Here is a 25,717-nt window from a genome sequence, read left to right on the forward strand (position 1 = left end):
TGTTGTTCTTGTCCACACTGGTAAGAATGGGTATGATGTTGTAGAGGTGAACCATCCATGGAACGGTTGCAAAAAGTGTTGGCGCACGCCGGCGTCGCCTCACGCCGCCACTGCGAAGAATTGATTGTGCAGGGGCGGGTGCAGGTAAACGGCAAAGTGGTGCGGGAATTGGGAACGCGGGTCGATCCCGACACGGACCGGATCGTCGTCGACGGACGTCCGATTCGACTGGAACAGCACGTCTACCTGCTGCTGTACAAGCCGACGGGTGTCATCACCAGTGTCTCTGATCCGCAGGGCCGCCGCGTCGTCACCGATCTGCTGAAAGGTGTAAAGGAACGGGTCTATCCAGTGGGACGGCTGGACTACGACACGTCGGGTCTGCTGCTGCTGACGAACGACGGGGAACTGGCCAACATGCTGACACACCCCTCCTACGAGATTGATAAGGTGTACCGCGCCTGGGTAAGAGGAGTGCCCAGCCCGGCAAAGGTTGACAGACTGGAGCGGGGAATCAAGCTGGAGGACGGCATGACGGCTCCCGCACAGGCAAGGCTGCTGAAGACGTCGGCCGCCGGTGATCGGGCGCTGCTGGAGCTGACGATTCACGAAGGGCGCAATCGCCAGGTGCGCCGCATGTGTGAAGCGATCGGCCATCCGGTGTTGAGCCTGGAGCGCGTCAAGTTGGGGTTTCTCACGCTGGAAGGACTGGAGCCGGGACAGTACCGGCCGCTGACGACGTCGGAAGTGGAGCGGTTGAAACGGGGCCTGACCCGGGACCGCAAGCACTTGCCGCACCGCCGCTGAATCAGCGTTCAAAATCTGTTCATATCTTGTTCGCTGGCGGAAAATCAAGGAACGTTATAATAAATAAAGGAAGCAAACAGGCCGGCAACAGGCACAGATGGGAGTTAGGACAATCATGAACAAGAGCAATCGTACATACATCAGAGTGGCGATTCTGGGCGTTTTGCTGGCGGCACTGGTCTTCGCCGTTTATTCCAGCTTTGTAAAGGACCCCAACGCGGTGAAAGTAGGCAGAGACGCTCCAAATTTCAGCCTGGAACAGCTGAACGGCCCGTCCATCGCCTTGTCTGATTTGAGGGGAAAAGGCGTCGTGCTCAATTTCTGGGGGACGTGGTGCGGCCCTTGTAAACAGGAAATGCCCGCCCTGCAGAAGCAGTACGAAGCGTACAAGGACAAGGGACTGGTGATTGTGGGAGTGAACATCGGCGAAACACCGGTCGCTGTGGAACCGTTTCTGAAGCAGTTTGGCGTGACTTTCCCGATCTTGATGGACCGCGAGTCGCAAATCACAAAACTGTATCGCATTGATAAAATTCCGTCGACGTTTTTCATCGATCCGGACGGAGAAGTCAAGGAAATTTTCTTGGGGCCGTTAAACGAGGACATGATCGCCGAAAAAGTGGCCAAAATCTTGCCGTAAGAGAGGAGCAACATGGATCAGCGAAAATGTGAATGCGGACACGCCAATCCGGTTGGCACGCTGCTGTGTGAATCGTGCGGCAGGCCGCTGGAACAGGAGTTGACCGCACAAACCGGAGAGGCTGCACAGAATGGACGGGTCGCCTTTCCCGACATGCGTTACGAAGGGATGGCCCGTCGATCGCAGACCAATACGAAAAGCCTGATTGACCGGGTGTGGAATTTCTTCTCATCCGTCAAGGTCGCCATTGCCATTATCCTTGTGATTTTGATCGCCTCCGCCATCGGTACGATCTTTCCGCAGCAGCAGTACATTCCCGTACCGGTTCCGACGGAGGATGACGTCGCCAGGTTTTACAGCGAGACGTACGGTACGCTGGGGCAGATCTACTACGCGTTGGGGTTCCACAACATGTACTCGTCGTGGTGGTTTGTCACGCTGCTGGTAGCCTTGGGCACATCTCTGATCATCTGCAGCCTGGACAGGGTGATCCCGCTCTACAAGGCGCTGAACAAACCGCGCGTCAACCAACACGTTTCGTTCCTGCAAGGGCAAAAACTGTACGGCGAAGCGGAGCATCCCGCCGAGACCGAGCCGGGTGCGCTTGCCGATAAGGCAGCCGAAGCCCTGCGGAAAAAAGGCTACCGCATTTTCCGCGACGGCGATGCGCTGATGGCGGAAAAAGGCCGGTTCAGCCGCTGGGGTCCCTATGTCAACCACATTGGGCTGATTATCTTCCTGATTGGCGTCCTGATGCGGAATATCCCCGGCTTTTACCTGGACCAGTTCGTCTGGGTGCGTGAGGGGCAGACCGTGGCGGTGCCGGATACGCCGTATTACATAAAAAACGTGGCGTACCATACCGAGTACTGGTCAGAAGAGGAGATGCCGCAAGCGCTTGATCTGAACGGGGGCGTAATCCCGAAAAAGTACCAGACGGACGCGATTCTCTATCTGAACAAGAACGCCGATCTGCCCGGCGCCAAGCCGGAACTGGTCGAAGTGAAGCGGGGATCGATCCTGGTAAACCACCCCTTGATCCATGAAGACCTGTCTTTGGTCCAGTCGGGTGTGCAGGAGATGCAGTTGGGCGCACTCAACTTTGAGCTGATCGACAAGCAGGCTGGCGGCAAAGCGATCGGTCCGATCAGGCTGGATCTCTACGAGCCCAATCCGGAACTGCAGGTGGGCGACGGGATCAAGGTTCGCGTACTGGATTACTTTCCCGACTTTGTCATGGGAGAAGACAACAAACCGGCGACAAAGACCAACCTGCCGAAAAATCCGATGTTCGCATTGGAAGTGATCTCGGAAAAAGACAACGTGCGGGAAAAATTGGTGTACGTGAGCGGCACGATCATCACGCAGAAAGCGGACTCCCGTTACACACTGGAGATCAAGATGCCGGACCTGATCGACATTTCGGGTCTGATGGTGCGCATCGACAAGGCGGTACCCGTGATCTACTTCGGTTCGATCATCTTCATGATCGGCGTGGTGATGGGCTTTTTCTGGCAGCACCGCCGGATATGGGTGCAGTTTCATGAGGGGCGGCTGCTCCTGGCTGGCCACACCAACAAAAACTGGTACGGGTTGCGCAGAGAGATGCAGATGCTAATTGAACAGACGGGGCTGCAAATCGCGCTGCAGGACAGATCGAAAGCGTAAGCGGCTCCAAGGAGGGTAAATTGACGTGCAGCTCATTCAACTGAGTGATTGGCTACTGGATATTGCCTTTGTGCTGTACGTGCTCTCGTCGATTGTATTCGTCGTCGCGATGACGGGGAAAAACTGGGCGGGACGCGATCCGAAACAGCACGAATTGAAGTATGGCCGGACCGCCTACTGGCTGGCGGTGGTCGGTTTTCTCGCCCAAACCGGCTACGTGGTGACGCGATGGATTGCCGGCGGCCACAGCCCGACCAGCAACATGTTCGAATTTATCGCGTTTCTCGATTACTGTATCATCCTGGCCTACCTGATCATCTACCGCATCTACAAGCTGACCGTGATTGGCATGTTCGTGCTGCCGCTCGGGGTCATCATGCTGGCGTACTCGTACGTCTTCCCCAAAGAGATTACGCCGCTGATCCCGGCACTGCAGAGCTACTGGCTGCACATTCACGTCACCACGGCTGCTCTGGGCGAGGGGATTTTGGCGGTCGGTTTTGCCGCCGGGCTGATGTACCTGGTGCGGACCGTCCCGCAAGACAGGGCGACGAAGAGCACCCGCTGGCTGGAAACGGTTCTGGCCGTGGTGCTGATGCTGGTCGGCTTCATCGGGATGGACTCCACGTTCGCCCGCATGGATGCCAAGACCGTCTTTGAGCTGAACCAAAATCAGGAGAACACTCAGAACCAGGCGGGCAACACGAAGATAGAGTATACCCTGCCGGCCATCGTTGCGCCGAACGGTTCCACGGTAGTCCAAGCAGGTCCGATAACGCCGCTGTTCGAGGCGCCCGCCTGGATGGAAGGCAAAGATGCGGCCCGGAAGCTGAACACGATGATCTGGTCCGTCATCTCCGGGCTGGTCCTGTACGGCGGCTTGCGGCTGATTTTCCGCAAACGGCTGGGAGCCGTCATACAGCCGTCGTTGAACAGCATTGAACCGGAACTGCTGGATGAGATCAGCTATCGCGCCATTAGTATCGGTTACCCCGTGTTTACGCTGGGGGCGCTGATTTTCGCCATGATCTGGGCGGAAGAGGCGTGGGGCCGCTTCTGGGGCTGGGACCCGAAAGAGGTGTGGGCGCTGATCGTCTGGCTGTTTTACAGCGCGTATCTCCACCTGCGCCTGTCTCGCGGCTGGATCGGCGCCAAATCGGCCTGGATGTCTGTCATCGGGTTTGTCATCATCCTGATTACGCTGGTGGTGGTCAACCTGGTGATCGCCGGACTGCATTCCTACGCAGGGGTGTAGTGCCGGCAGACGCCGCAAAATGCTGGCCTGTCCGCCAGCGTTTGGGACGATCTGATTCATTTTGATTGAAAACATGGACCCAAGGGGTGTATGGTATGGAAAAAGCGGCACGCATTCTAGTGGTGGATGATGAGGAACGCATTCGCCGTCTGCTGAAAATGTACCTGGAACGAGAAGCGTTTGTCATCGACGAAGCGGACAACGGGGAACAGGCATTGGAGATGGCGCTGGCGACCGACTACGACATCATTTTGCTCGACCTGATGCTGCCCGGCATGGACGGGATTGAGGTGTGCCAAAAAATCCGCGAGCACAAAGCGACGCCGATCATCATGCTGACCGCCAAAGGGGAAGAGACCAACCGCGTGCACGGCTTCGAGGCCGGGGTGGACGATTACGTCGTCAAGCCGTTCAGCCCGCGTGAGGTCGTATACCGCGTCAAGGCGATTCTGCGTCGTTCTTCGGCTACCGCGTACCTCAAGACGGATAACTTCAACAGCCACTCGGTCCTCGTTTTCCCTGATCTGACGATTGACCACGACGCTCACAAGGTGATCGCCAGCGGGCAGGAAGTAAACCTGACGCCCAAGGAATACGAGCTGCTCCATTACCTGGCGCTGTCGCCTGACAAGGTCTTTACCCGTGAGGAGCTCCTGAAAGACGTGTGGCATTACGAGTTTTTCGGCGATCTGCGGACCGTCGACACGCACATCAAACGGCTGCGGGAAAAATTGAACCGCGTCTCACCGGCTGCAGCGCAGATGATTGCCACCGTCTGGGGCGTAGGCTACAAGCTTGAGGTGCCGAAGTAACGTGGACGTCATCTTTAAAAGCGTAGTCGGCAAGCTGTGGATGACCATCATCGCACTGTTTGCCCTGGTGCTGACACTGTTTAGCCTGATGCTGGTTCAGTCGTTTGACTCCTTTTATTTTAACCGGCAGACGAAAAACCTGCAGGAATTGGCAGAAGGCCTGTCCGAAAGCCTGGCTGCCTATCCGGACAAACGGGCAGCGCTCGGCATCGCCTCCAGTTTTGGCGCCATTCACCGCACCGGTCTGGTGATGGTCGATCAAATGGGCAAGCTTGTGGGCAAAAGCGAAGGCATTGGAAAGCCAATGGTCCCGGTGGAACAACTTCTTGCCGCACCTGAGCTTAGGCTGTCCGAGGCACTGGCCGGCAAACACCCCGCGCCGGGACGCATCCTCTTTACCAACAATCCCACAGACCGGAACGCGCGCATGCAGATTATGGCCGTTGCCGTTCCGATCGAGCTTTCTCCGGGCATGCGGGGCGCGATTGTCATGTACCAGGCGATTGAAGATTTTGACGATACGGTGCGGGAAGTGCGCAAGCTGATTTTCGTCGTTGGCGTCATCGGGTTCATCTTGACCACGGTTTTCGCCTTTTTCCTGTCATCGCGCATCACTTCTCCGCTGCGGCAGATGAAAGAGACTGCACACCGGATCGCGGAAGGGGATTTTCATGCCGAAATCCCGATCCGGACGACGGACGAGATTGGCGAGCTGGCAGCTTCGTTCAACACCATGGCCAGCCGGTTGAACCAACTGGTGGATGCCCTTTCCAAGGAAAAGGAGCAGTTGGCCAGCGTCCTGCGCAGCATGGTGGACGGCGTGGTGATGATCGACGAGCAAGGGAAGATCGCCGTCGCCAACCCGCCGGCCAAACATTTTTTGCGCGACTGGGAGTACGAGCACCCGGATGAACCGGTTCCGCTGTTTGCCTTTTACCAGCAGGTGGTGCAGAGCGGCCGGGAGGTAACCGAGGATCTTCCCGTTCAGGGACGGATCTGGTCGCTGGTGATGGTGCCGCTGAACGACCGGGAGCAGATTCGCGGGGCCGTGGCCGTGTTGCGCGACATGACCCGGGAGCGAAAGCTGGACAAGATGCGCAGCGACTTTGTGGCCAACGTGTCACACGAGCTGCGCACGCCGCTGTCCATGCTGCAGGGGTACAGTGAAGCGATCGTCGACGATATGGCCGCCTCGCCAGAGGAACACAAGGAATTGGCCCGGATCATTTACGACGAGTCGGTCCGCATGACCAGGCTGGTCAACGAACTCCTGAGCATCGCCAGGATGGAAGCCGGCCACGTCGAATTGAATCTGGAGCAAATCGAACTGCGCCCCTACCTGGAGCGCATTCAACGGAAATTTTCCAACTTGGCGAAGGAACGCGAGATTCATCTGCTGCTCGAAATCGACACGAAGCAGACGACGGCACTCGTCGATCCCGACAAGATGGAGCAGGTGTTGACCAACCTGATCGACAATGCGCTGCGCCACACCCCCAACGAGGGGACGGTGACCCTTCGCGCTCGGGGAGACAAAACGCTTCTGCTCGAGGTGTGTGACACGGGCAGCGGCATTCCGCAGGAAGATCTGCCGTTCGTATTTGAGCGCTTTTACAAGGCAGACAAGGCACGGACGCGGGGCAAGGCGGGCGGCACCGGACTGGGATTGGCCATCGCCAAAAATTTGGTGGAAGCCCACGGCGGAACGATCAGCGTGCAGAGCAAACTAGGAGAAGGCACGACCTTTACTATCGCTTTGCCGGACAAACCCAAGAACAAATAGCACAATAGGAGTGGAGAGAAATGATCAAGACGATACTGTTTGACGTCGATGGTGTCATGTTGAGTGAAGAGCGCTATTTTGATGCATCCGCCCTGACTGTCTGGGAAATGCTCCACAGCCCGCGCTATCTCGGCTTGGCCGGGGATACGTTCACGCCCAGTCCGGATGAAGCGGAAATTCGGCGCGTCCGCAAGCTGGTCTTTGCCGACGATGAAGTGCTCTCCTTTATCAAGTCGCGCGGCATCAACTCCAACTGGGATATGGTGTTCCTGGCCTTCGCCTACCAGGTGATCCGGCTGTGCGAAGCTCTGAAACCGACACTGGGTCAGCAGGCCACCGATCTGCTAGCCGGCCAGCTGAACCGCGCCCAGCTTGCCCGCCTGTCGGAGTGGGCAAAGGCGTACGTCCCTGACTTTTCCATTGAATACGCCAAGTTTACCAAGGATTTTGCGCGAGGCTCCGCGCAGAAAGCGGAAATGCTGCTCTATCTGAACCAGATTGCATTTGAGCGCTGCGGCGTCGTGACCAATGCCTTCTCGCGCAACAGCGACTTGTGGCGGCTGTGTCAGGAGACGTTCCAGGAATGGTATCTGGGCGATGAACGTGTGGCTGCGTCCATCGGCCGAGAAACACACCAGCCGGGTAAAAAGGGGTTTTTGACCGACGAAATCCCGATAGTCAGCCCGGAGGAACTGCAAAAGCTGTTTCGCACGTTGAAGGAAAAGGGATATACGCTTGGCATCGGCACGGGCCGTCCTACTATTGAGACGCATGTTCCGCTCAGCGAACTGAAGGTGCTGGAATTTTTTGATCCGGAACGGGTGGTGACCGCCAGCCACGTGTTGGAAGCGGAAGAGGAGATTCCGGCCAGCGCGCCGCTGTCCAAGCCGCATCCGTTTTCCTATCTGAAAGGGCTGCTGGGTCTGTCCACGCCCAATCGCGAAGTGCTTGACCAATCGCTGCCGATTGCCAACGGCGACGAGGTGCTGATCGTCGGCGATTCGCTCGCCGATCTTATGGCGGCCCGCGCCATCGGCTGCCGCTTTGCTGCTACAATGACCGGTTTGACCGGACAGGAAGCCCGCCGCAAGTTTGAAGACGAACAGGCGGATTATATTCTGAACGATGTCCGCGAAGTTCTCTCCATCCTCGAATAGCGCATCAACCGGTTTCGCCGCCCCGGCATGGGGGACAGGCGAAGACTGATCTCTCCAATACAAAAACGGCTCCCGCGGGAGCCGTTTTTTTACTGCCTGTCCATACAGTCTGTTTCCTACAGCACAAAATAACGAAGATAGACGTACACATGCGACAGGATAATGGACATGATCATCAGAGGAAACGCCACTTTCAGAAAACCCAGAAAGCTGATGTGATGACCTTCCTTCGCAGCCAGCCCGGCCACGATTACGTTGGCGCTGGCGCCGATCAGCGTGCCGTTGCCGCCCAGGCATGCGCCCAGGGCCAGGCTCCACCACAGCGGTTCCAGATTGGTGATGCCCAGTGTGCCCATTTCCTTGATCATCGGGATCATCGTGGCAACGAACGGGATGTTGTCGACAAACGCGGATGCGATCGCGCTCAGCCAGAGAATCAGCAGGGAGGTGTGCAGCGTATTGCCGCCGGTCAGATTGATCGCCTCTTCTGCCAGTTTGGCGATCACGCCGGTGTGAACCAGACCGGAAACGAGGACGAACAGGCCGACAAAGAAAAAGATGGTGGTCCACTCCACCTGGCTGATCGCCTCTTCCAGGTAGTGCTCACCAGTGAGCAGCAGCAGCAGGAACGCCCCGCTCAGGGCGATGGTTGCCGATTCCAGATGCAGCACGCCGTGCAGTATGAAGCCGATGATCGTCAACGCCAGCACGGCCAGCGACTTTTTCAGCAGCTTGACATCGGTGATTTCGGCGCGTTCGTTCAGGTTCATGATCTGGGCCTGCAGTTCCGGCGAGGTGACGAGCTGCTTGCGGTAGATCAGCACAAAACAGCCGATCGTGGCGGCCATGATAATCACGACAACAGGCGCCAGGTTGACCAGGAACGACATGAAGTCCAATTCCGGGACAGCGCTTCCAATCATGATGTTGGGAGGATCCCCGATCAGTGTAGCCGTGCCGCCCACATTGGACGAGATAATTTCGCTGATCAAAAAGGGCATCGGGTTTACCTGGAGCTGCCGGGCGATGCTGAAGGTCACCGGCACGATCAACAACACGGTGGTGACGTTGTCGAGAAAAGCGGAGGTCACAGCCGTGACGAGACTCAGGTAGACGAGAATGCGCACGGGATTGCCCTTGGCCAACTTCGCGGCGCGAATGGCCATGTACTTGAAGACGCCCGTCTTGGCGGTAATTGCGACGAGAATCATCATCCCGATCAAAAGACCGAGCGTGTTGAAGTCAATGTGCTCGATTGCCTGCTCCTGGTTGACAATGCCAAACAGGACCATCAGGATGCCGCCGGCCATGGCGACAATGGTGCGGTGAATCTTTTCACTGATAATAAACGCGTACGTTACCAAAAAAATGCCGATGGCGAGTAGTGCTTGGTTTGCCATATCGATCTCCTCTCATGTGGTGGCTTGTCTCGTACTATTATACCTGTAGCATTTCAATAGGTAAAGAAACGGCCTGGTGCATGAGGACCAGGCCGTGTACAGGAGACCATGCGGCAACCATTTCTGCCTACAGTTCGATCTGCGTCACGCTTTTGACTTCCGGCAGCTCGCCCATGCTGTCCAGCAGTTCGGCGGAGACCGGCTTGTCGACAGAGAGCATCATGATCGCGTCGCCGCCAATGTCACGCCGTCCTACCTGCATGGTGGCGATGTTGACGTCGTTGTTGCCGAGAATCGATCCGACGCGGCCGATGACGCCGGGACGGTCGTTGTGGTGGATGTACAGCAGGTACCCTTCCGGAGCCACGTCGATGGCAAAGTCGTCGATCTTGACAATTCGCGCTCCGTAACCGTTGAGGCGGGTACCGGCGACGGTGCGCGTCTGCTGTGTGGTCTTCAACGTGACTGTCAGCAGGTTGGTAAAACCGCGATTGTGCGCCGATTTTTTCTCCGTGACCGTAATGTCGCGCACTTTGGCCAGAAGCGGCGCATTGACGTAGTTCACTTCTTCGCCCAGGCGGAAGGAGAGTACACCTCTCAGCACGGTTCTTGTCAGCGGTGCCGTGTCCACATCGGCCAGTTCGCCGCTGTACGTGATCGCGATTTCCTGAATCGAGCCGACCGTCACCTGTGCCAGGAAGTTCCCCAGCTTTTCGCCGAGGGTAAAGTACGGCTGCAGGCGTTCCATCACGTGCGCCGGAATGGACGGGAGGTTGACCGCGTTTTTGAACGGCTCGCCGCGCAGCACCTTGAGAATTTCGGCCGATACGTCAACCGCCACGTTCTCCTGTGCTTCCTGTGTGGAGGCGCCCAGGTGGGGAGTGACCACGACCTGCGGCAGGCCGATCAGCGGGTTGTCTACCGGCGGTTCTATTTCAAACACGTCCAGGGCAGCCCCTGCCACTTTCCCGGTCAAGATGGCTTCATACAGCGCCTTTTCGTCGATAATGCCGCCGCGGGCACAGTTGATGATGCGAACGCCGTCTTTCATCTTCATAAACTCGCGGGAGCTGATAATATGGCGCGTCTCCTTCGTCAGCGGAGTATGGACGGTGATGAAATCAGCCTGCCGGCAGATGTCGTCGATCGTAGCGTGGGTGACGCCCAGCTTTTTCGCCCGTTCTTCCGTCAGGAACGGATCGTAGGCCAGCACGGTCATGCCGAACGCCTTGGCTCGCTTGGCCACCTCTGTGCCGATCCGGCCCAGGCCGATGATGCCGAGCACTTTGTTGTTCAGCTCTACGCCCTGAAAGCTTTTTCGGTCCCAGGTTCCATCCGTCAGTTTTTTGTGTGCCTGCGGGATGTTCCGAGCGACGGCCATCAGCATGGCGAAGGAGTGCTCCGCCGTGGAGATCGTGTTGCCGTCGGGAGCGTTGATGACGACAACCCCGGCTTCGGTGGCCGCATTGATGTCGATGTTGTCCACGCCCACGCCGGCGCGGCCGACCACTTTCAGTTTCTTGCCGGCAGCCAGCACCTCAGCGGTCACCTGCGTCTGACTGCGGACGAGCAGGGCGTCATAGTCCCCGATTACGGAAAGCAGATCGGTGGGGGAGAGGTTGGTTTGACGCACCACTTCCACGTCGGGGGCGTCAAGCAGTTGCTGAATGCCGTGTTCGCTAAGCGGGTCGGTAATCAGGATTTTATACATGAGCAAAAAGCACCTCCTGTGCAGCTTTGACACCTGCTCCCAGCTCAACGGGAGCACCAATTTGACGAAGCGACAGTTCGAGGGCGGCAATCACCTGCAGCACGTCGAGCGGTTCGCAGTAGCCCATGTGGCCAATGCGGAAAATCTTGCCCTTGAGGTGCTGCTGGCCGCCGGCGATAACAACGTTGTGGCGGGTGCGGAGTACTTTTCGCAGCTCCTCTGCGTCGAATGCTCCTTGGGGATCGCACGAGGTGACCGTCGGCGAAGCGTAGGCGTCCTCGGCCATCAGCGGCACGTTCAGCGCGCGCATCGCGGCGCGGGTCATGTCGCGCATCAGTTCATGCCGCTTGATGATGGCCGGCAGTCCCTCTTCCTCCAGCATGGAGCAGACTTCGTCCAGACCGAATACCAGCGACACGGCTGGCGTGTAAGGCGTCGTGTTTTCGGCCAGGCTTTTGCGGTAGGCCTTCAAGTCGAGGTAAAAGGCCAGCGGCTTCTTCTGGTCAATCACCTGCCAGGCTCGTTCGCTCGCGGCCAGGAAGGCCAATCCGGTCGGAAGCATAAACGCCTTTTGCGAACCGGTTACTACGATGTCCACGCCCCAGGCGTCCATCTCGCAGGCGACCGCGCCCAGACAGCTTACCGCATCCACGATGAACAGGGCGTCCGAATGCTGGCGCACCACCTGTGCCAGTTCGCGAATCGGGTTGAGCACGCCGGTCGACGTTTCGCAGTAAGTGGCGAATACGGCTTTTACCTGCGGCTTGTCAGCCAGAAACGCCTGAAGCAGATCCGGAGTGACCGCCTTTCCCCAGGGAACTTCCAGGCGGTGGGCAATGACGCCGTAGCGTTCGCAGATTTTGGCAAACCGTTCGCCAAACGCGCCGCTTACCAGAATCACCGCCTCTTCGCCCGGCTGCAGCGTGTTGACCACGCTCATCTCCAATGCGCTGGTGCCGCTGCCAGCGAGGATGAACACGTCCTGGCTCGTGCCGAAGTACGGCTTCAACCGTTTGGCAGTGCGGGCGAACAGCTCGGAAAACTGTCCGCTGCGATGGCCGATCATCGGCTGGTTCATCGCCTGCTGGACGCGAGGGGGGATGGGGGTAGGTCCTGGTATGCGCAGGATCATTTTGTCTGCAAACATGGATTTCTCTCCTCCTTGACAAGTGCATATAAAAAACCTCCCGTTCCCACACTGCTCCTGTTCGCGGAACAGTGAGGGACGAGAGGCTTGCTTCGCGGTGCCACCCTCATTCGTTCTTCTTCTCGCAAAGAAGAACCTTGCCAGGTACGAGACCTGTGAGATAACGGATCAACCGTTCGCGCCTACTGGATGCCCGGGACATCGGTTCAGCGCAACAACTCGGAAGTGCTCATCCTTGGTGGGAACCACCGATTCGCAGCGACCATCGGCTCTCTGAGGGTTTCCCGTGCCAGGCATCTCTTCGTCATCGTTGTTGAAGTATTGAAGCTGTTTCAGATTTGTAATTTACAATATCACGAGGGTTTGCAGACGTCAAGCAAAAAAAGAACATTACTTAACAAATTAGATTTTTTGTTCGTAAAATAGTAGCGTTTTCACTGATGGAAGGTGTATTTTGGGGTTAAAAACCGAACGTTATCCAATTGGTTTTATAAAAAATGGAAAATTTCCAGTTGGAATGTTCGGTTTTTCCGTGCAGCGGGAGCTGATGTATGCAAAAGCCCTGTGTCTCGGTGCAAGACACAGGGCTCATCGAAGATCGGCCCCACGCGATCAGTTGTTGGCGGCGTAGCGAGCCAGGCACTCGTCGATCAGGGCTGCTGCCTTTTCGGGGCCTTCCCAACCCTCGATCTTGGTGGTTTTGTTCTCCAGGTCTTTGTAGCGCTCGAAGAAGTGGGAGATCTCCTTCAGCACATGTGGCGGCACGTCGTCCAGGGACTTCACATGGTCGAAGCGCGGATCGTCCACCGGAACGCCGAGCAGTTTTTCGTCCTGCCCTTTGTCGTCAGACATGATCAGCACACCGATTACGCGGGATTTGATCACGCAGCCCGGGAAGGTCGGGAACGTGGTCAGCACGAGGATATCCAGCGGATCGCCGTCCAGCGCCAGCGTTTTGTCCAGGTATCCGTATTCGGTCGGATAGTGCATCGGCGAGTAGAGGACGCGGTCCAGGCGGAATACGCCGGCTTCCTTGTCATACTCGTATTTGTTTTGGCTGCCCGCGGGAATTTCGATAAACGCGTCAACGACTTTGTTTTCGAAAGACATCTTTGCTCCTCCTCACAAAAAGATGATTATGTACGGACTGTCCACATTATAGCAGGAACCGGCAGCAAAAGAAAGAAATGAAAAAACCCCCCATGTCTCGAGAGGCATGAGCGGTTTTTTGTTTGTGGGTAAATTATTCTTCCACCTTAATGGAATCGGTCGGGCATCCTTCTGCAGCGTCGCGAACGTCGTCCTGCAGGATGTCCGGGATTTCAGCGGTGTTTGTGTTGTCATCCAGCTTGTTGTAAGCCAGACCCTCGTCATCGTAATCGAAGACGTCAGGAGCAGTAGCGCCACAAGCACCGCAAGCAATACAGGTTTCTTTGTCTACCCATGTGGTCATCGTGGTTTCACCTCCCATACCCGATGGTACGTCCACTGTCATAACTCATTTTATTCGTTGTATGAAAAGATTTCAAGAATGAATCACATCTAAAAATAGACCCCTATCGGAATATGGGAAGTTCCGGCGTCTTCACGGCCGGGTACAGTTTGAGCTGAAGCTGCTTGAAATCGCCAACTTTCACCATGTCGGCGGTCGTTAACAGCCGGAGGGCTGCATTCACGTCTTGAAGTCCGAGGCTCTGCCATTCGTTGGACGACATCAGCATGTCCAGCCGCGCCGTCAAATCTTCCGGATTGTACGCCGTCCATTGTTTGTGATGGGTCAGCGCGGTTGCGGCCAGGTACGTGCGATAGTGAAACGGGTACTGTTTCCACTGGGCGATGCTGAGTGTCTTCGGCGCTTCTTTCGGCATTGGCTGTTTGGTGACATACGATGACTCCCACAAGGCCAGCGCCTGGTAGAGCAGTTCCTGTCCCTTCAGCCAACTGTTCTGGGACAACGTGAGGCGAGAGGCAATCTCCTCGGGTTCGAGTATATTACTATTCTGATCGGAGAGCAACTGCTCGATACTATCCAAATAAGCCCGGACGCTGTCCAGGAAGATGCTTTGGGACTGGTTCAGCAGGGGAGCGGTGGTGAGTGCCGCCGGTTTCTCCAATTGCTTGATCGTCTCTTTGGCTGCCTTCACCAGTTGGTTGAGCGAATCGGTCCGCTGCTGTGTGTCCATGCGGCTCCAGTCTGCCATCTTGTCAAAGTGGGCTTGCTTCAGTTCCAGCAGCGGAGCGTACACGGCGTAATGAAAACGGATAAAGTCCTGTTCACTGTACAGTTTTTGTTCCCGCAGCAGCTTTTCCTGCTCCAGCATTTGCTTCTCTGTCTGGGAAGCTGCCGCTTGCTGTTCCTCCATCGCAGCTTTCATGTACCGGGCGCCGAAAAAAAATCCGCCAACAAAGCAGGCAAGTGTTATGATGATCATGTACGCAACGAGAAATTCAGATTTGGTTAAACGTTTGTTCATACGATCCTCCAGTATCCTTTTGTACGATAGTAAGTGTGTAGTATGTGGGGAGTGAAAAATCGAGTACCCATGAGCAGTCCTACCTTAGCCGAACTGGAGCATGATTTCATGCAGGCTGTCACCCTCAACGGATTGCGTCCGCTGGCGGGAGAACGGACCATCCAGGCGCTGTATTACATTCTGCGCGGCCGCAAGACCAACCAGACGCTTCAGGATGTGCATTTGTTCGCCCTTTATCCGTATTATCGGATGATTCCCCGCCTTTTGAAAGAGGATTGGGAGAAAATTGTCGACGCGCTCATGCAGCAGGGATTGATCCGCCTGGTGAGCCCGCCGGGGGAAGGACGCAAGCCGTCCTATGAACTGACGGAAGCGGGGGAGACCTGCGCCGCAGCCGGACGGGAGAGGTATCAGCTGGGATTCTGGTTCCAGCCGTTTGCCGGGACCGAGGTGGCTGAGCCGCTGGACCTCTTTTGGCGCCGCCTGCACCTGCTCGTCCAGACCGTCTCCCACCTGCTGGCAAACGACTTGTCCTTTCAGCCTGTCGTACAGGACAAGCAGGTGCAGCAGTGGGTGAAGCAGCGTCTGGGAAGACCGGAGCAGCGGGAACGCTGGCAGGAACATCTGGCGGACGAGCTGTACCGCCTGCTGGAACCGCTTCCCGCCTCTGTCCAGGAAGTAGTCGTCACCCGCTTTTCCGGTGCGGCCCAATCGGGGCAAACCTTGACCCAACTGGCGCTGCACAGGCGGGAAGCCCCTTCGTACATACAGCTGCAATTTCGATACGGGCTGGCGCGGGCGTTGGACGCGCTGCGAAGCGAGAGCGAACGGTTTCCGCTGCTGGCCGAGCTAGCCGGTCCGTCCGGCAGCGGGGAACGGCGGCTGAGCGATAGCGCCGAGCAGACGTACGCGCTCCTGCGACAAGGCTTCTCAGTCGCGGAGATCGCCCAGAGACGAAGAATCAAACCCAGCACGGTGGAGGATCACCTGGCGGAAATCGCCCTGCGCTGCCCGGAGTGGGACTGCTCGCGCTTTCTCTCGCCCGCGTTGGCAGAGAGGATCGTGCAGGCTAGTGAACAGTTGGGCACGAACCGGCTGCGCGTCGTGAAGGACCACCTGGGGCCAGACGTATCCTATCTGCAAATCCGTTTGGCGCTGGCGCGGCGGAAGGGAGGGACGACGACGTGATAAACGTTGATCTGCTGACCCAAGCGCTGCGCCGTCACTTTGGCTATGAAACGTTTCGTCCCGGCCAGCAGGAGATTATTTCTCGCCTGCTGCAGGGAAAAAACGTGCTCGGGCTGTTGGCGACCGGCGGCGGAAAGTCGCTGACGTACCAACTGCCCGCGCTTCTCTTGCCAGGAGTGGTCGTCGTGGTCTCTCCGTTGATTTCCTTGATGGTGGACCAGGTGCAGCAGCTTCGCGCCAGGCGGAAAATTCCCGCTGCCTACCTGAACAGCACCCTGGACCCGGCAGATTCCCGGCAAATCATGCGCGACATCAGAAGCGGCGCCTGCAAACTGCTCTATGTATCTCCGGAAAAGCTGCAGCAGCCGATCGTGCAGGAGACGCTGCGCAGCGCAGGTGTTTCGATGGTCGCCGTCGACGAAGCCCACTGCATCTCCCAGTGGGGGCATGATTTCCGCACGGACTATCTGCGGCTGCCGGACGTGATAGAGAAGCTCGGCGGTCCGCCGGTACTGGCTGTAACCGCCACCGCCACGACAGCGGTGAGAGAAGAGATATGCCGCTTGTTGAAGATTGAACCGGAGGACGTGGTGGCGCTTCCGCTCAATCGAGCCAATATTGCGATCGACGTGATCGCCGCAGCCAGCGAAGCCGAGCGCCGGGAACAGGTGATGGCCGCGATGGACCGCCTGCGCGGGCCGGGGATTGTCTACTGCAGCACACGGCAGGCTGTGGAGACGCTCGTCGCCGCTTACCAGTTGGACGGAAAAAAACGGGTTCACGCATATCACGGCGGCATGAACAGCATGGAACGGATGCTGGTACAGACGCAGTTTTTGCGCGGAGAGCTGGAAGTGATCGTGGCGACCAACGCATTTGGCATGGGAATCGACAAGGCCGACATCCGCTACGTGATCCACTACCACTTTCCCGCCAGCCTGGAAGCCTACGCCCAGGAAATCGGACGGATCGGCAGGGACGGGGCACCCGGTTATGCTGCGCTGTATTACGTGGCGGATGATTTGCACATTCACGCGCACATGCTGGAAAACGAGTACCCGACCGCAGAAGAGGTGGCCCGCTTTCTTCGCCTGCTGAACAGGGAGGGTTCACTGCCTGCAGAGGTGCTCACCGCGGCGGAGATCGACGCAGACATGGCCCGGCTGCTGTTCTTTTACGCTGAACAGAGCGGCCTGTTGAGGGAAGTGGCGGTCACGCGCGAACAGTACCACTACACCTTGTCCGATGTGCCGTCGGACGGTGAAGCGCTCCAAAACCACGTGCAGCGGGTTTGGCAGGCCACGGAATGGAGCAGGCGGCAAAAGCGGCAAAAGCTGTCGGACATGCTGCGCTGGCTGGAGGGTAGCGGCTGTTTGCGCCGCGAGTTGAACCGGTACTTTGGTGAGGATGACCAATCCTATTCGCTGGCTTGCTGCTCCCGCTGCGGCCTGGAGCTGTCCCCCTATCTGGAGGAGACGCACTTGGCTCGTCCGCCTCAGAGAGAAACGATCTGGAATTTGCGGGAGGCATTGGCCCGGCTGCTGCCGAATCGTAAGGGAGGGAAGGGGCCGTGAAGCGTCGATGGGAAGAATTCGATCCGGCCGCTCTGAGGCTCAATTTGTGGCTGACCCAGTTCATCGTGCTGGCGGTGGCTGCAATCGGCAGCTTATGGGTGCACGGTTGGAAAGGTACCCTGCTGCTGTTTGCGCTGCCGACCCTGCCGGAACTGGCGCGTGCAGGAGCCGTCGCGCTTGCGGTCGTTCTGGCCAGCATCCTGATGGACCGGTATCTGCCGCGACGATGGCAGGATGACGGCGACATTAATGAACGAATTTTTCGCGGTCTGCCTTTTGGGACCACCGCTTTGCTGTGCGCAGTGATCGGAATCGGGGAAGAATGGCTGTTTCGCGGTGTGCTTCTGCCGCTGATCGGCAATGGATGGACAAGTCTGGTCTTTACCCTGGTTCACGTCCGGTACCTGCAAAAGCCGCTGCTTGTCGCAAGCGTCTATGGCACCAGCTGGCTTTTGGGCTGGCTGTTTGAATCGGGCGGGCAGCTCGTCACACCGATACTGGCCCACATGGCGATCGATTTGCTGCTGGCTCTCTACATTCAATACGGATGTGCAAGCGAGAGGAGGAATCAGGAGTGACAAAGGGCAGAAGCAAACGGATGCCGGAAACGTTCCGGGTGAGTCCGGAATTGGACGTGCACGAACTGCCTCCGCGGCGGTTGCGCCACAAAAGGGGGCGGCTCTCATACAAAGCTGTTCTCAGTTCCGGCCTGGCCATTTTCGGCTCGCTGTTTCTCGTGCTGGTGGCCGCAGAACTGTACCAGGCCCATCAAACGTTGTCGAATCCCCCAGCTAATGAGACAGCACGAGCGGAGCAAGCCGCAGCCGGACAGCCGTCTGCTATCGCCCAAGCGGACGGCTCGGCTCCGTCTGCTTCCCCCGTCGGTTCGGCCGCTGTTAGTGGCGGTGAGGGAGGACAGGCAGCGGCCATCGTGAACAACCCAAGCAGCGGATCGCTGCCTAATGAATCGGCGCAGACAAAAGCGAATGCTGTCGCGGGAACGGCGTCAGAAAAGCCTGCCACAGAACAGACAAACGCCACCACTCCTGCCTCCTTCGGGCATACTTCGTCTTCCGGTAAAGTCCAAGCCGCCAAGCCGGCGCCTAAGCCTAAGGTAAAGCACCACGTCGTTCAAAAGGGGGAGACGCTGTTCATGCTGTCCCGACTCTACTATGGAAACAACGGAGGGGTCTCCCGGATTGCGAGATACAATGGGATTAGTCCGGAGGCCAAGTTGAAAGCAGGTGACGTATTGTCGATTCCTCTGTCGCCGTGATGAGCCGGCAGTCAAACGGACATGCTAAGGGAAAACCGAGAGACGGGCAGGTGACGATGGCATGGTTTTTGACACGATTATCATTGGCGGGGGAATTGCAGGATTGCAGACTGCCATTCAGCTTTCCCGATGCCTGCGAAACGTCGCCGTGGTAGATGCCAGCAATGGCAGGTCAACGGTGGCCAAAGCGTACCGCAACATCCTCGGATTTCCCGACGGCGTCAGCGGAAAGGCGCTGCGCGATGCCGGACGAACCCATGCGCTCCGTCTGGGCGTTCGCTTTTTTTCTGACGAGGTGTCAGAGCTCTCGGAACACGAGGGACGTTTTTTTGCCCGTCTCCGCGTCTCCGGTTACCGGCTCGAGGGACGTACAGTGGTGCTGGCAGCAGGAATCAGCGACCCGTTTCCGGACATTCCGGGGCTTGTCGACTGTCTCGGAAAATCAATCTTCATCTGCCCCGATTGTGACGGGTACGAGACGGTCGGTCAGGCGGCAGCGGTCATCGGAGCTGCTCCGCAAGCGGCAGAAATGGCCGTCCAGCTTCGTTATTACACCGACCGCCTGACGGTGATCAACCACGCGGGATCGCCGCTCGGAGCGCAGGAAGGCGAAACAATCCGATCGCTCTCGATCGACGTGATCAACGAGCGGGTAGAACGGCTTGCACACCAAAACGGAATGCTTACCGGCATCGTCTTGTCCGGCGGCGCCACGTTGTCAGTCAGCCGGGCCTTTCTCGCGTTTCCCGGCGCCCGTGTAAACACAGACTTGCTGCGTCCGTTTGCCGTCCGCTTCAACGAAAAGGGGCACGTCCTGGTCGATCCCCGTACCAAGGAAACAGACCACCGGAATATATGGGCCGTGGGCGACGTGATTCCCCATTCCCAGCAGGTGGCGATCGCAATGGGAGATGGGGCGCAGGCCGCGATCTGGATTCACAAGCGCCTGCAGGAAAGCATCACATAGCATATCACGGGACGGATCGCATTTTGTATTCATTTGGTGACCAGGCACAAGCAACCGCAGTCCACCGTATGCTTTGTTTGATCGAACATGGGCAGTACGGAGGGACATTGGCAAGATGATTACCTACCTGAGAGATTTGTTGCTGGGACTTTTGGCATGGTGGTGCGGAAACGGTGCGATTCGGCTGTTTCCCGTCACGCCGCTTCACCCTGATCGGCTGGGGGACTGGGTTGCCTTTTTGCTGTTCAAGCCGGTCGAACTGGTAATGGCGGCCATCTTGTTTGTGCTGGGGTCGGTCTTGTTGGGTGGACTGATCCGCACCCATGCGGCCGAGGCCATCCGGCGAGGGGTGTTTGGCGAGGGCTGTCTGAACGCTCTGCTGTGCGTATACGCAGGTTTCCTCGGGTACATTCAGTATCTCAAAATGCCCATGCCGACGCTCATTTTCGGCGGAGCTGCGATCTTGATCCTGTTGGTTCGGATGCGGCGCAGGCGGGCGCTGCAGGCGGAAATCATTGAATTGATGAAAAGCACGCAGAAGCAGTTCCTGTCCACGGCTTTCCCGGGAAAGCGCAGAATCTGACAGACCTTTACAGAATCAACCGTTCTGCGTGTCCGGTCGACAGGATTCCCGGTTGCTCCTCCCTTCAGCACACACGAATGGACCCGAGCGCTATATTCTTCCGCGCAACTATGTTATGATAGAGCCAGTCCCCTTTTTTTCACGACATTGTGAAAATGGTGGATGGCCGAGGGGTATCCGCCGGAAATGCGGAGAACTCTTACAGGCTCTGGTTCATACTTTGTAATACGACTGGATGGCGAGGAGGGACAGTCATGCGTGTTGAACGCCTTGGTCAAGACAAGATACGGATCTTCCTAACGTTCGACGATCTGTCGGAGCGAGGAATTGAAAAAGAAGACATGTGGCGTGACATTCCAAAGGTACATGAACTGTTCAACGACATGATGGAACAGGCCTACCACGAATTGGGCTTTGAAGTGTCCGGGCCTGTCGCCGTTGAAGTGTTTGCCTTGCCAGCACAGGGAATGGTCGTAATCGTAACGCGCGGCAAAACAGGCTCAATGCTTGAGAAGGAAGAGGAAGAGTACGAGGACGATGACGTATATGAATTGGAAGTCACTCTGGAAGAGAGTGAACTCGTCATCTATTCCTTCCGCGACTTTGAGCATCTGGTTGAAGCAGCTCATCGCATAAACGCGATGTTGACCAATGGCGGAGCCGCTTATTTTTACCAGGGCAAATACTACCTTGTACTGGGAGAGCTCGATTTGGATCAGGAGCAGTACCAGAAGCTGATTGCGATCCTCTCTGAATACGGAGAAGCGACGCCGACTACCGTTTACGTCCTGGAGGAATACGGCAAGGTTGTCGTTGCTGACGACGCTGTCAAGGAGATTTGCAGACATTTTCAGTAAAATGTCTGGCGGACATTCCTGTACAATAAAACAGCACCTAGCGGTTGCTAGGTGCTTTTGCTGTTCTTACAGCCCGGCGAACAGGTCGCTCTCCTTGCCTTCGCGATCGGGCACGTATCCCTTGAGGTTGTGCCAGACGAGCATGAACTGATTCACGGTGCGGACGTTGTCGAGGCGGCCGGCCAGCACCCCCGGGAAAACACGCTCCACGGACATGTGCTGTGTCCGGTGAGCCGCCAGCGCCCGGGCCACCTGCAGGGCGTACTCCGGCGCGCGGATTTCCGTCGTGATCGCTTCGTAGGGATCCGTGCAGGGAGGCACAAACATCCCGGCGGGTGCGCCCGCCGCGTACGTCACGTGATACAGCTTGCGCACCGGAGAGCCGGGAGGAAGCTGTTTGACGGCCTGCGTCGTCGCTGCGGATATGGCCTGATGGTCCGGATGGCCGGAGATGCCATGCGGCGCGAAGGTGACCACGACCTGAGGCTGACAGGAGGCGATGACGGCCTGGATGCGACTGATCAATTCGTCTTCGGGAACGGAGGAGAGCCGTTTGTCAGTGTAGTCGAGGAAAAGCAGGTTGTCGATGCCCAGGATGGTTGCCGCCTCACGCAGTTCCCGCTCCCGGAAGCTCGGCAGTTCGGCTTGTGTGCACAGCGGCGGATCTCCCGCTTTGCCAGCCTCTCCGCGAGTGGCGCACACCAGGGAAATGGTCGTGTCCGGTTGCTGCGCGTACTTGCAAATCGTCACTCCAGACGTGAACGTTTCATCATCTGGATGGGCAAACACAAACAGGATATGTTTTGGTTCCATTACAACCCCTCCGTCTTGCAACATGCTGCTCTGCCGTTTATTATCGCACAACACGGACGATTTGACATGCGCGGGTGTAAGTCGGGGCAATATAATCTTCTATCGTTTCGGGCACGCTAACAGTACTGCCCTGCGTGTGAAGCGCCTCGTTCCGGAACGATTTCAGGACGCGCCCGGGACAGAACAAATACCTGCAAACTCTTTTTCGGAGACAAATGGGAATTTTCATCTTCTCATCCCTGATACAAGCGTGTATACTTAACGGTGGGTCTACCGACAACTATTTTGAGGTGAATATGTAATGGGTAATCAAGAAACGGTAACCGAAAACACCCGAGGGAAAGAACAAAAGGAAGAGAAAGCGAACTTGCTTGAATCTACCCAGACGGTGATCAAGGAAGCACTGGAGAAACTAGGTTACCAGGAATCGATGTATGAACTCCTGAAGGAGCCGCTGCGCGTGCTGACTGTACGCATCCCTGTCCGCATGGATAACGGGGAGGTAAAGGTGTTTACAGGCTATCGCGCCCAGCACAACGACGCAGTTGGACCGACCAAGGGGGGCATTCGTTTCCACCCGGATGTTACAGAGGAAGAAGTTAAAGCGCTTTCTATTTGGATGAGTTTGAAAGCGGGCATCGTCGACCTGCCATACGGCGGCGGGAAAGGCGGAATTATCTGCGATCCTCGTGAAATGTCTTTCCGCGAGCTTGAGCGTCTCAGCCGCGGTTACGTACGTGCGGTCAGCCAAATCGTGGGACCGACGAAAGATATTCCGGCACCAGACGTCTTCACCAACTCTCAAATCATGGCCTGGATGATGGACGAGTACAGCCGCATCCGCGAGTTCGACTCGCCGGGATTCATTACGGGCAAGCCGATCGCGCTGGGCGGTTCGCACGGACGCGAAACAGCGACGGCCAAAGGTGTAACCATCTGCATCCGTGAAGCAGCCAAACGTCGTAACATCGACCTGAAAGGCGCTCGCGTCGTCGTGCAGGGCTTCGGCAACGCCGGCAGCTACCTGTCCAAGTTCATGCACGATGCAGGGGCGAAAGTAATCGGCATCTCCGACGCTTACGGCGCCCTGTACGATCCGAACGGATTGGACATCGATTACCTGCTGGACCGCCGCGACTCGTTCGGCACGGTTACCAAGTTGTTTACCGATACGATTACAAATAAAGAACTGCTTGAGCTGGATTGCGACATTCTCGTTCCGGCGGCGATCGAAAACCAGATCACTGCTGCCAACGCTCACAACATCAAGGCGAAAATCGTGGTGGAGGCAGCCAACGGCCCGACCACGCTCGAAGCGACCAAAATTCTCACCGAACGCGGCATCCTGCTGGTACCTGACGTGCTGGCAAGCGCCGGCGGTGTAACCGTTTCCTACTTCGAATGGGTTCAAAACAACCAGGGTTACTACTGGACCGAAGAAGAAGTTCAGGAGAAATTGGAAAAAGTAATGGTGAAAGCGTTTGAGAACGTGTACACGCTGGCTCAAACGCGCCGTGTTGACATGCGTCTGGCTGCCTACATGGTGGGCGTGCGCAAGATGGCCGAAGCCTCCCGCTTCCGCGGTTGGGTGTAAGAGAATCGGTCAAACGCAAGTGCGAAAAACAAAACCTCCTTGGTTCGTCCAAGGAGGTTTTTGTTTTGAGTGAGGGTGTGAGTGCTGACCGCCTGCAGAAGTCAGGGCTTACTGCTCGAACAAGCGCTGCAGTTCGCCAAAGTCGCGGGTCTGCTGCAGCACCACCATCAGCTTGATGCGTGCTTTCTGGCCGTTCAGGCCGTTGGAAAAGACGATGCCCAGCTCTTTCAGCTTGCGGCCGCCTCCCTCGTAGTCGTACACGTCCTGTACCTGGCCATTGTAACAGCGGGAAACCAGGACGATTGGCATTCCCTTGTCCAGGAGCTTACCCAGCACTGGCACGACAGCAGGGGGCAGGTTGCCCAGGCCGAACGCCTCCACCACCAGGCCGTCCACCTGCTGCGTGAAGAGAAAATCCAGCCAGTTTGGGTCCATTCCGGCGACCGCTTTTATCAGCGGCACGTTGGCGTTGGCATGTTCGATCGCATAGTGCTCGCGAACCAGGGGAGCATGGTGGTAGTTGACGCTTTTTTTGGAAATGGTGCCAATCGGGCCGTACGCCGGCGACTGGAACGTGGCCACGTTGCTGGTATGCGTTTTGGTCACGTGGCGGGCAGCGTGGATTTCGTCGTTGAACACGACCAGAACACCCTTGTCGCGGCTTTGCGGATCAGCTGCCACACGTACAGAGGAAATCAGGTTGACCGGGCCGTCTGCGCCCAATTCGTTGCTGCTTCGCATGGCGCCGGTCAGCACGACGGGCACCGTCACCGGCAGGGTGATGTCGAGGAAGTAGGCCGTTTCTTCCAACGTGTCAGTGCCGTGCGTCACGACTACACCGTCGTAGCCGTGCTGGTCCAGTTCCTGTTGGATAAAGAGACGCAGGTCGTTCATTACGGCAGGAGTGATGTGGGGGCTTGGCAGATTCAAAAAGTTGACCATCGTCACATCCGCATACCGCTGCAAAAAGGGCAGATTTTTTACCACAGCCTGATCGTCCAGCGGTTTGACACCCTCGGATGCGTCGACAGACATGGCGATGGTACCGCCTGTATTGATCACCAGAATTTTTTTCATGTGCCGTCTCTCCTGTAGCGGGGTTTCAATCAAGACGTATTCATGGTACGATGAGTGATAGTCTTGTGTAAAGGAGCAATACGCAGATGATTGCTGTCATCGGAGCGGCGATTGCCCCCGGTATTGCCATTCTAAGCTATTTTTACCTGCGCGACAATCTTCAGCCGGAGCCCATCTCGATGGTCATCCGGACATTTATTTTTGGCGTTTTGCTCGTCTTTCCGGTGATGGTGCTGCAGTACATCATGCAGACCGAGTGGAACTGGCGGAGCGAATTCGTCGCCGACGTGGTACAGTCCGCGGTGGTGGAAGAGTTTTTCAAATGGATGGTCGTTTATTTTACCGCATACAAGCATGTGGAGTTCGATGAGCCGTACGATGGCATTGTGTACGCGGTGGCGGTCTCACTGGGTTTTGCTACGCTGGAAAACTTGTTCTATCTGCTCATCAACGGGCTGGATATCGCGTTTTGGCGTGCGTTGTTGCCTGTGTCGAGCCATGCGCTCTTTGCCGTCTGGATGGGGTATTATCTCGGCCGGGCGAAATTTTCCGGCACGGCGCGAAAAGAGGCCGGATACCTGTGGATCTCGGTGGGGCTGCCGATCAGCCTGCACGCGGTCTACAACGCCATATTTCTTGCAACCCAACACTGGCTTGTGCTCATCGTGCCGTTCATGGCCGTCCTCTGGTGGCAGGGGCTGAAAAAAGTGCAGCGCGCGCACGATTTTGGTTCTAAAACGCTTACCTCCCGTCCACACTAGGACGTAAGGAGGAGGGTCATCGTGCCAAAAAGCCAACGAGCAAAAGTGACGATACGCTGCAACGTATGTGGAGAAACTTTCACCCTTCGCGGCCGCAGGGAACCCGGCGGCGGTGTGGACACCGGCTTCAAGCAGTGTCTGTGCGACAACGACAAGCATTTCAGCATTCAGGA

The 25,717-nt window shown here is 57.0% G+C and carries 24 protein-coding genes and 1 other annotated feature; of the genes, 16 read left to right on the forward strand and 8 right to left on the reverse strand.

Translation table 11 applies throughout. The annotated features are described in order from the left end of the window. Window positions 1-57 precede the first annotated feature (57 nt). The 7 genes from IRT44_RS14190 to IRT44_RS14220 all read left to right on the forward strand — a co-directional run bounded on the left by IRT44_RS14190 (window position 58) and on the right by IRT44_RS14220 (window position 8,122). Window positions 58-807, forward strand: coding sequence for a pseudouridine synthase (locus IRT44_RS14190; RefSeq protein WP_212132036.1), 750 nt, complete (start codon window positions 58-60; stop codon window positions 805-807). A gap of 115 nt (window positions 808-922) precedes the next feature. Further along, window positions 923-1,447: a thiol-disulfide oxidoreductase ResA gene (gene resA, locus IRT44_RS14195; protein WP_171565540.1), complete on the forward strand. Its 525-nt coding sequence runs from the start codon at window positions 923-925 to the stop codon at window positions 1,445-1,447. A 12-nt stretch (window positions 1,448-1,459) separates the two neighbouring features. Next, complete coding sequence (locus IRT44_RS14200) at window positions 1,460-3,115, forward strand: cytochrome c biogenesis protein ResB (protein WP_171565539.1); 1,656 nt, start codon at window positions 1,460-1,462, stop codon at window positions 3,113-3,115. 25 nt (window positions 3,116-3,140) lie between these two features. Next, a complete protein-coding gene (gene ccsB, locus IRT44_RS14205; protein ID WP_171565538.1) occupies window positions 3,141-4,370 on the forward strand; it encodes a c-type cytochrome biogenesis protein CcsB in 1,230 nt (409 codons plus the stop codon). A gap of 95 nt (window positions 4,371-4,465) precedes the next feature. Then, the gene (locus IRT44_RS14210) at window positions 4,466-5,182 is read left to right on the forward strand and encodes a response regulator transcription factor (protein ID WP_171565537.1); all 717 of its coding nucleotides are present in this window, start codon (window positions 4,466-4,468) and stop codon (window positions 5,180-5,182) included. A 1-nt stretch (window position 5,183) separates the two neighbouring features. Next, window positions 5,184-6,965: an ATP-binding protein gene (locus tag IRT44_RS14215; protein WP_230076871.1), complete on the forward strand. Its 1,782-nt coding sequence runs from the start codon at window positions 5,184-5,186 to the stop codon at window positions 6,963-6,965. Window positions 6,966-6,985: 20 nt separating this feature from the next. Beyond that, window positions 6,986-8,122, forward strand: a complete 1,137-nt coding sequence (locus tag IRT44_RS14220; protein ID WP_230076872.1) for an HAD family hydrolase — start codon at window positions 6,986-6,988, stop codon at window positions 8,120-8,122. 116 nt (window positions 8,123-8,238) lie between these two features. Here IRT44_RS14220 and IRT44_RS14225 read toward each other — a convergent pair whose 3' ends face one another. From IRT44_RS14225 to IRT44_RS14250, 6 genes are all read right to left on the reverse strand, one after another. Further along, the gene (locus IRT44_RS14225; protein WP_230076873.1) at window positions 8,239-9,522 is read right to left on the reverse strand and encodes an ArsB/NhaD family transporter; all 1,284 of its coding nucleotides are present in this window, start codon (window positions 9,520-9,522) and stop codon (window positions 8,239-8,241) included. Between the two features lie 127 nt (window positions 9,523-9,649). Next, complete coding sequence (gene serA, locus IRT44_RS14230) at window positions 9,650-11,233, reverse strand: phosphoglycerate dehydrogenase (protein ID WP_171565533.1); 1,584 nt, start codon at window positions 11,231-11,233, stop codon at window positions 9,650-9,652. Then, window positions 11,226-12,380, reverse strand: coding sequence for a pyridoxal-phosphate-dependent aminotransferase family protein (locus tag IRT44_RS14235; protein WP_171565532.1), 1,155 nt, complete (start codon window positions 12,378-12,380; stop codon window positions 11,226-11,228). Before IRT44_RS14235 ends, serA begins: the two co-directional genes overlap by 8 nt. A gap of 71 nt (window positions 12,381-12,451) precedes the next feature. Further along, window positions 12,452-12,697 (reverse strand) — a binding site (T-box leader). 295 nt (window positions 12,698-12,992) lie between these two features. Continuing rightward, the gene (locus tag IRT44_RS14240) at window positions 12,993-13,490 is read right to left on the reverse strand and encodes an inorganic diphosphatase (RefSeq protein ID WP_171565531.1); all 498 of its coding nucleotides are present in this window, start codon (window positions 13,488-13,490) and stop codon (window positions 12,993-12,995) included. A gap of 133 nt (window positions 13,491-13,623) precedes the next feature. Next, on the reverse strand, window positions 13,624-13,833 hold the full coding sequence (locus IRT44_RS14245; RefSeq protein ID WP_171565530.1) for a ferredoxin: 210 nt from the start codon (window positions 13,831-13,833) through the stop codon (window positions 13,624-13,626). A 103-nt stretch (window positions 13,834-13,936) separates the two neighbouring features. Then, window positions 13,937-14,854: a hypothetical protein gene (locus IRT44_RS14250; protein WP_230076874.1), complete on the reverse strand. Its 918-nt coding sequence runs from the start codon at window positions 14,852-14,854 to the stop codon at window positions 13,937-13,939. 108 nt (window positions 14,855-14,962) lie between these two features. On the opposite strand from IRT44_RS14250, the gene IRT44_RS14255 reads away from it, so the two are divergent. From IRT44_RS14255 to IRT44_RS14285, 7 genes are all read left to right on the forward strand, one after another. After that, window positions 14,963-16,042, forward strand: a complete 1,080-nt coding sequence (locus IRT44_RS14255; protein ID WP_230076875.1) for a YpbB family protein — start codon at window positions 14,963-14,965, stop codon at window positions 16,040-16,042. After that, a complete protein-coding gene (locus IRT44_RS14260; protein WP_230076876.1) occupies window positions 16,039-17,616 on the forward strand; it encodes a RecQ family ATP-dependent DNA helicase in 1,578 nt (525 codons plus the stop codon). Before IRT44_RS14255 ends, IRT44_RS14260 begins: the two co-directional genes overlap by 4 nt. Next, complete coding sequence (locus IRT44_RS14265) at window positions 17,613-18,194, forward strand: CPBP family intramembrane glutamic endopeptidase (protein WP_171565527.1); 582 nt, start codon at window positions 17,613-17,615, stop codon at window positions 18,192-18,194. Before IRT44_RS14260 ends, IRT44_RS14265 begins: the two co-directional genes overlap by 4 nt. After that, window positions 18,191-18,892, forward strand: a complete 702-nt coding sequence (locus tag IRT44_RS14270) for a LysM peptidoglycan-binding domain-containing protein (RefSeq protein WP_230076877.1) — start codon at window positions 18,191-18,193, stop codon at window positions 18,890-18,892. Before IRT44_RS14265 ends, IRT44_RS14270 begins: the two co-directional genes overlap by 4 nt. Window positions 18,893-18,953: 61 nt before the next feature. Next, the gene (locus tag IRT44_RS14275) at window positions 18,954-19,859 is read left to right on the forward strand and encodes an NAD(P)/FAD-dependent oxidoreductase (protein WP_230076878.1); all 906 of its coding nucleotides are present in this window, start codon (window positions 18,954-18,956) and stop codon (window positions 19,857-19,859) included. Window positions 19,860-19,974: 115 nt separating this feature from the next. Continuing rightward, complete coding sequence (locus IRT44_RS14280; RefSeq protein ID WP_230076879.1) at window positions 19,975-20,442, forward strand: hypothetical protein; 468 nt, start codon at window positions 19,975-19,977, stop codon at window positions 20,440-20,442. Between the two features lie 254 nt (window positions 20,443-20,696). Next, window positions 20,697-21,299 carry a genetic competence negative regulator gene (locus tag IRT44_RS14285; protein ID WP_171565523.1) on the forward strand — a complete coding sequence of 201 codons (603 nt, stop codon included), beginning with the start codon at window positions 20,697-20,699 and terminating at the stop codon, window positions 21,297-21,299. A gap of 66 nt (window positions 21,300-21,365) precedes the next feature. On the opposite strand, the gene IRT44_RS14290 is transcribed toward IRT44_RS14285, so the two are convergent. Then, complete coding sequence (locus IRT44_RS14290; RefSeq protein ID WP_212132028.1) at window positions 21,366-22,112, reverse strand: PIG-L deacetylase family protein; 747 nt, start codon at window positions 22,110-22,112, stop codon at window positions 21,366-21,368. Window positions 22,113-22,413: 301 nt separating this feature from the next. Between IRT44_RS14290 and IRT44_RS14295 the strand changes: the two genes are divergently transcribed. Next, window positions 22,414-23,706: a Glu/Leu/Phe/Val family dehydrogenase gene (locus tag IRT44_RS14295; protein WP_171565011.1), complete on the forward strand. Its 1,293-nt coding sequence runs from the start codon at window positions 22,414-22,416 to the stop codon at window positions 23,704-23,706. A 108-nt stretch (window positions 23,707-23,814) separates the two neighbouring features. On the opposite strand, the gene IRT44_RS14300 is transcribed toward IRT44_RS14295, so the two are convergent. After that, window positions 23,815-24,783 (reverse strand): asparaginase, encoded by a 969-nt coding sequence (locus IRT44_RS14300; RefSeq protein ID WP_230076880.1) that lies wholly within the window; start codon window positions 24,781-24,783, stop codon window positions 23,815-23,817. Window positions 24,784-24,869: 86 nt separating this feature from the next. On the opposite strand from IRT44_RS14300, the gene prsW reads away from it, so the two are divergent. Next, a complete protein-coding gene (gene prsW / locus IRT44_RS14305; RefSeq protein ID WP_171565009.1) occupies window positions 24,870-25,544 on the forward strand; it encodes a glutamic-type intramembrane protease PrsW in 675 nt (224 codons plus the stop codon). Window positions 25,545-25,717: the final 173 nt, after the last annotated feature.

The sequence above is a fragment of the Brevibacillus sedimenti genome, assembly GCF_020923495.1.
In the GTDB taxonomy this organism is placed as follows: Bacteria; Bacillota; Bacilli; order Brevibacillales; family Brevibacillaceae; genus Brevibacillus; species Brevibacillus aydinogluensis.

Bases quoted from the DNA above. Each gene is read 5' to 3' on its own strand.
- IRT44_RS14275 (WP_230076878.1), top strand. From the start codon at position 18,954: ATGGTTTTTGACACGATTATCATTGGCGGGGGAATTGCAGGATTGCAG.
- IRT44_RS14290 (WP_212132028.1), bottom strand. From the start codon at position 22,112: ATGGAACCAAAACATATCCTGTTTGTGTTTGCCCATCCAGATGATGAA.
- IRT44_RS14200 (WP_171565539.1), top strand. From the start codon at position 1,460: ATGGATCAGCGAAAATGTGAATGCGGACACGCCAATCCGGTTGGCACG.
- serA (WP_171565533.1), bottom strand. From the start codon at position 11,233: ATGTATAAAATCCTGATTACCGACCCGCTTAGCGAACACGGCATTCAG.
- IRT44_RS14285 (WP_171565523.1), top strand. From the start codon at position 20,697: ATGCGTGTTGAACGCCTTGGTCAAGACAAGATACGGATCTTCCTAACG.
- IRT44_RS14255 (WP_230076875.1), top strand. From the start codon at position 14,963: ATGCAGGCTGTCACCCTCAACGGATTGCGTCCGCTGGCGGGAGAACGG.
- IRT44_RS14225 (WP_230076873.1), bottom strand. From the start codon at position 9,522: ATGGCAAACCAAGCACTACTCGCCATCGGCATTTTTTTGGTAACGTAC.
- IRT44_RS14210 (WP_171565537.1), top strand. From the start codon at position 4,466: ATGGAAAAAGCGGCACGCATTCTAGTGGTGGATGATGAGGAACGCATT.
- IRT44_RS14300 (WP_230076880.1), bottom strand. From the start codon at position 24,783: ATGAAAAAAATTCTGGTGATCAATACAGGCGGTACCATCGCCATGTCT.
- prsW (WP_171565009.1), top strand. From the start codon at position 24,870: ATGATTGCTGTCATCGGAGCGGCGATTGCCCCCGGTATTGCCATTCTA.
- IRT44_RS14250 (WP_230076874.1), bottom strand. From the start codon at position 14,854: ATGAACAAACGTTTAACCAAATCTGAATTTCTCGTTGCGTACATGATC.
- IRT44_RS14235 (WP_171565532.1), bottom strand. From the start codon at position 12,380: ATGTTTGCAGACAAAATGATCCTGCGCATACCAGGACCTACCCCCATC.
- resA (WP_171565540.1), top strand. From the start codon at position 923: ATGAACAAGAGCAATCGTACATACATCAGAGTGGCGATTCTGGGCGTT.
- IRT44_RS14240 (WP_171565531.1), bottom strand. From the start codon at position 13,490: ATGTCTTTCGAAAACAAAGTCGTTGACGCGTTTATCGAAATTCCCGCG.
- IRT44_RS14190 (WP_212132036.1), top strand. From the start codon at position 58: ATGGAACGGTTGCAAAAAGTGTTGGCGCACGCCGGCGTCGCCTCACGC.
- IRT44_RS14295 (WP_171565011.1), top strand. From the start codon at position 22,414: ATGGGTAATCAAGAAACGGTAACCGAAAACACCCGAGGGAAAGAACAA.
- IRT44_RS14245 (WP_171565530.1), bottom strand. From the start codon at position 13,833: ATGACCACATGGGTAGACAAAGAAACCTGTATTGCTTGCGGTGCTTGT.
- IRT44_RS14220 (WP_230076872.1), top strand. From the start codon at position 6,986: ATGATCAAGACGATACTGTTTGACGTCGATGGTGTCATGTTGAGTGAA.
- IRT44_RS14280 (WP_230076879.1), top strand. From the start codon at position 19,975: ATGATTACCTACCTGAGAGATTTGTTGCTGGGACTTTTGGCATGGTGG.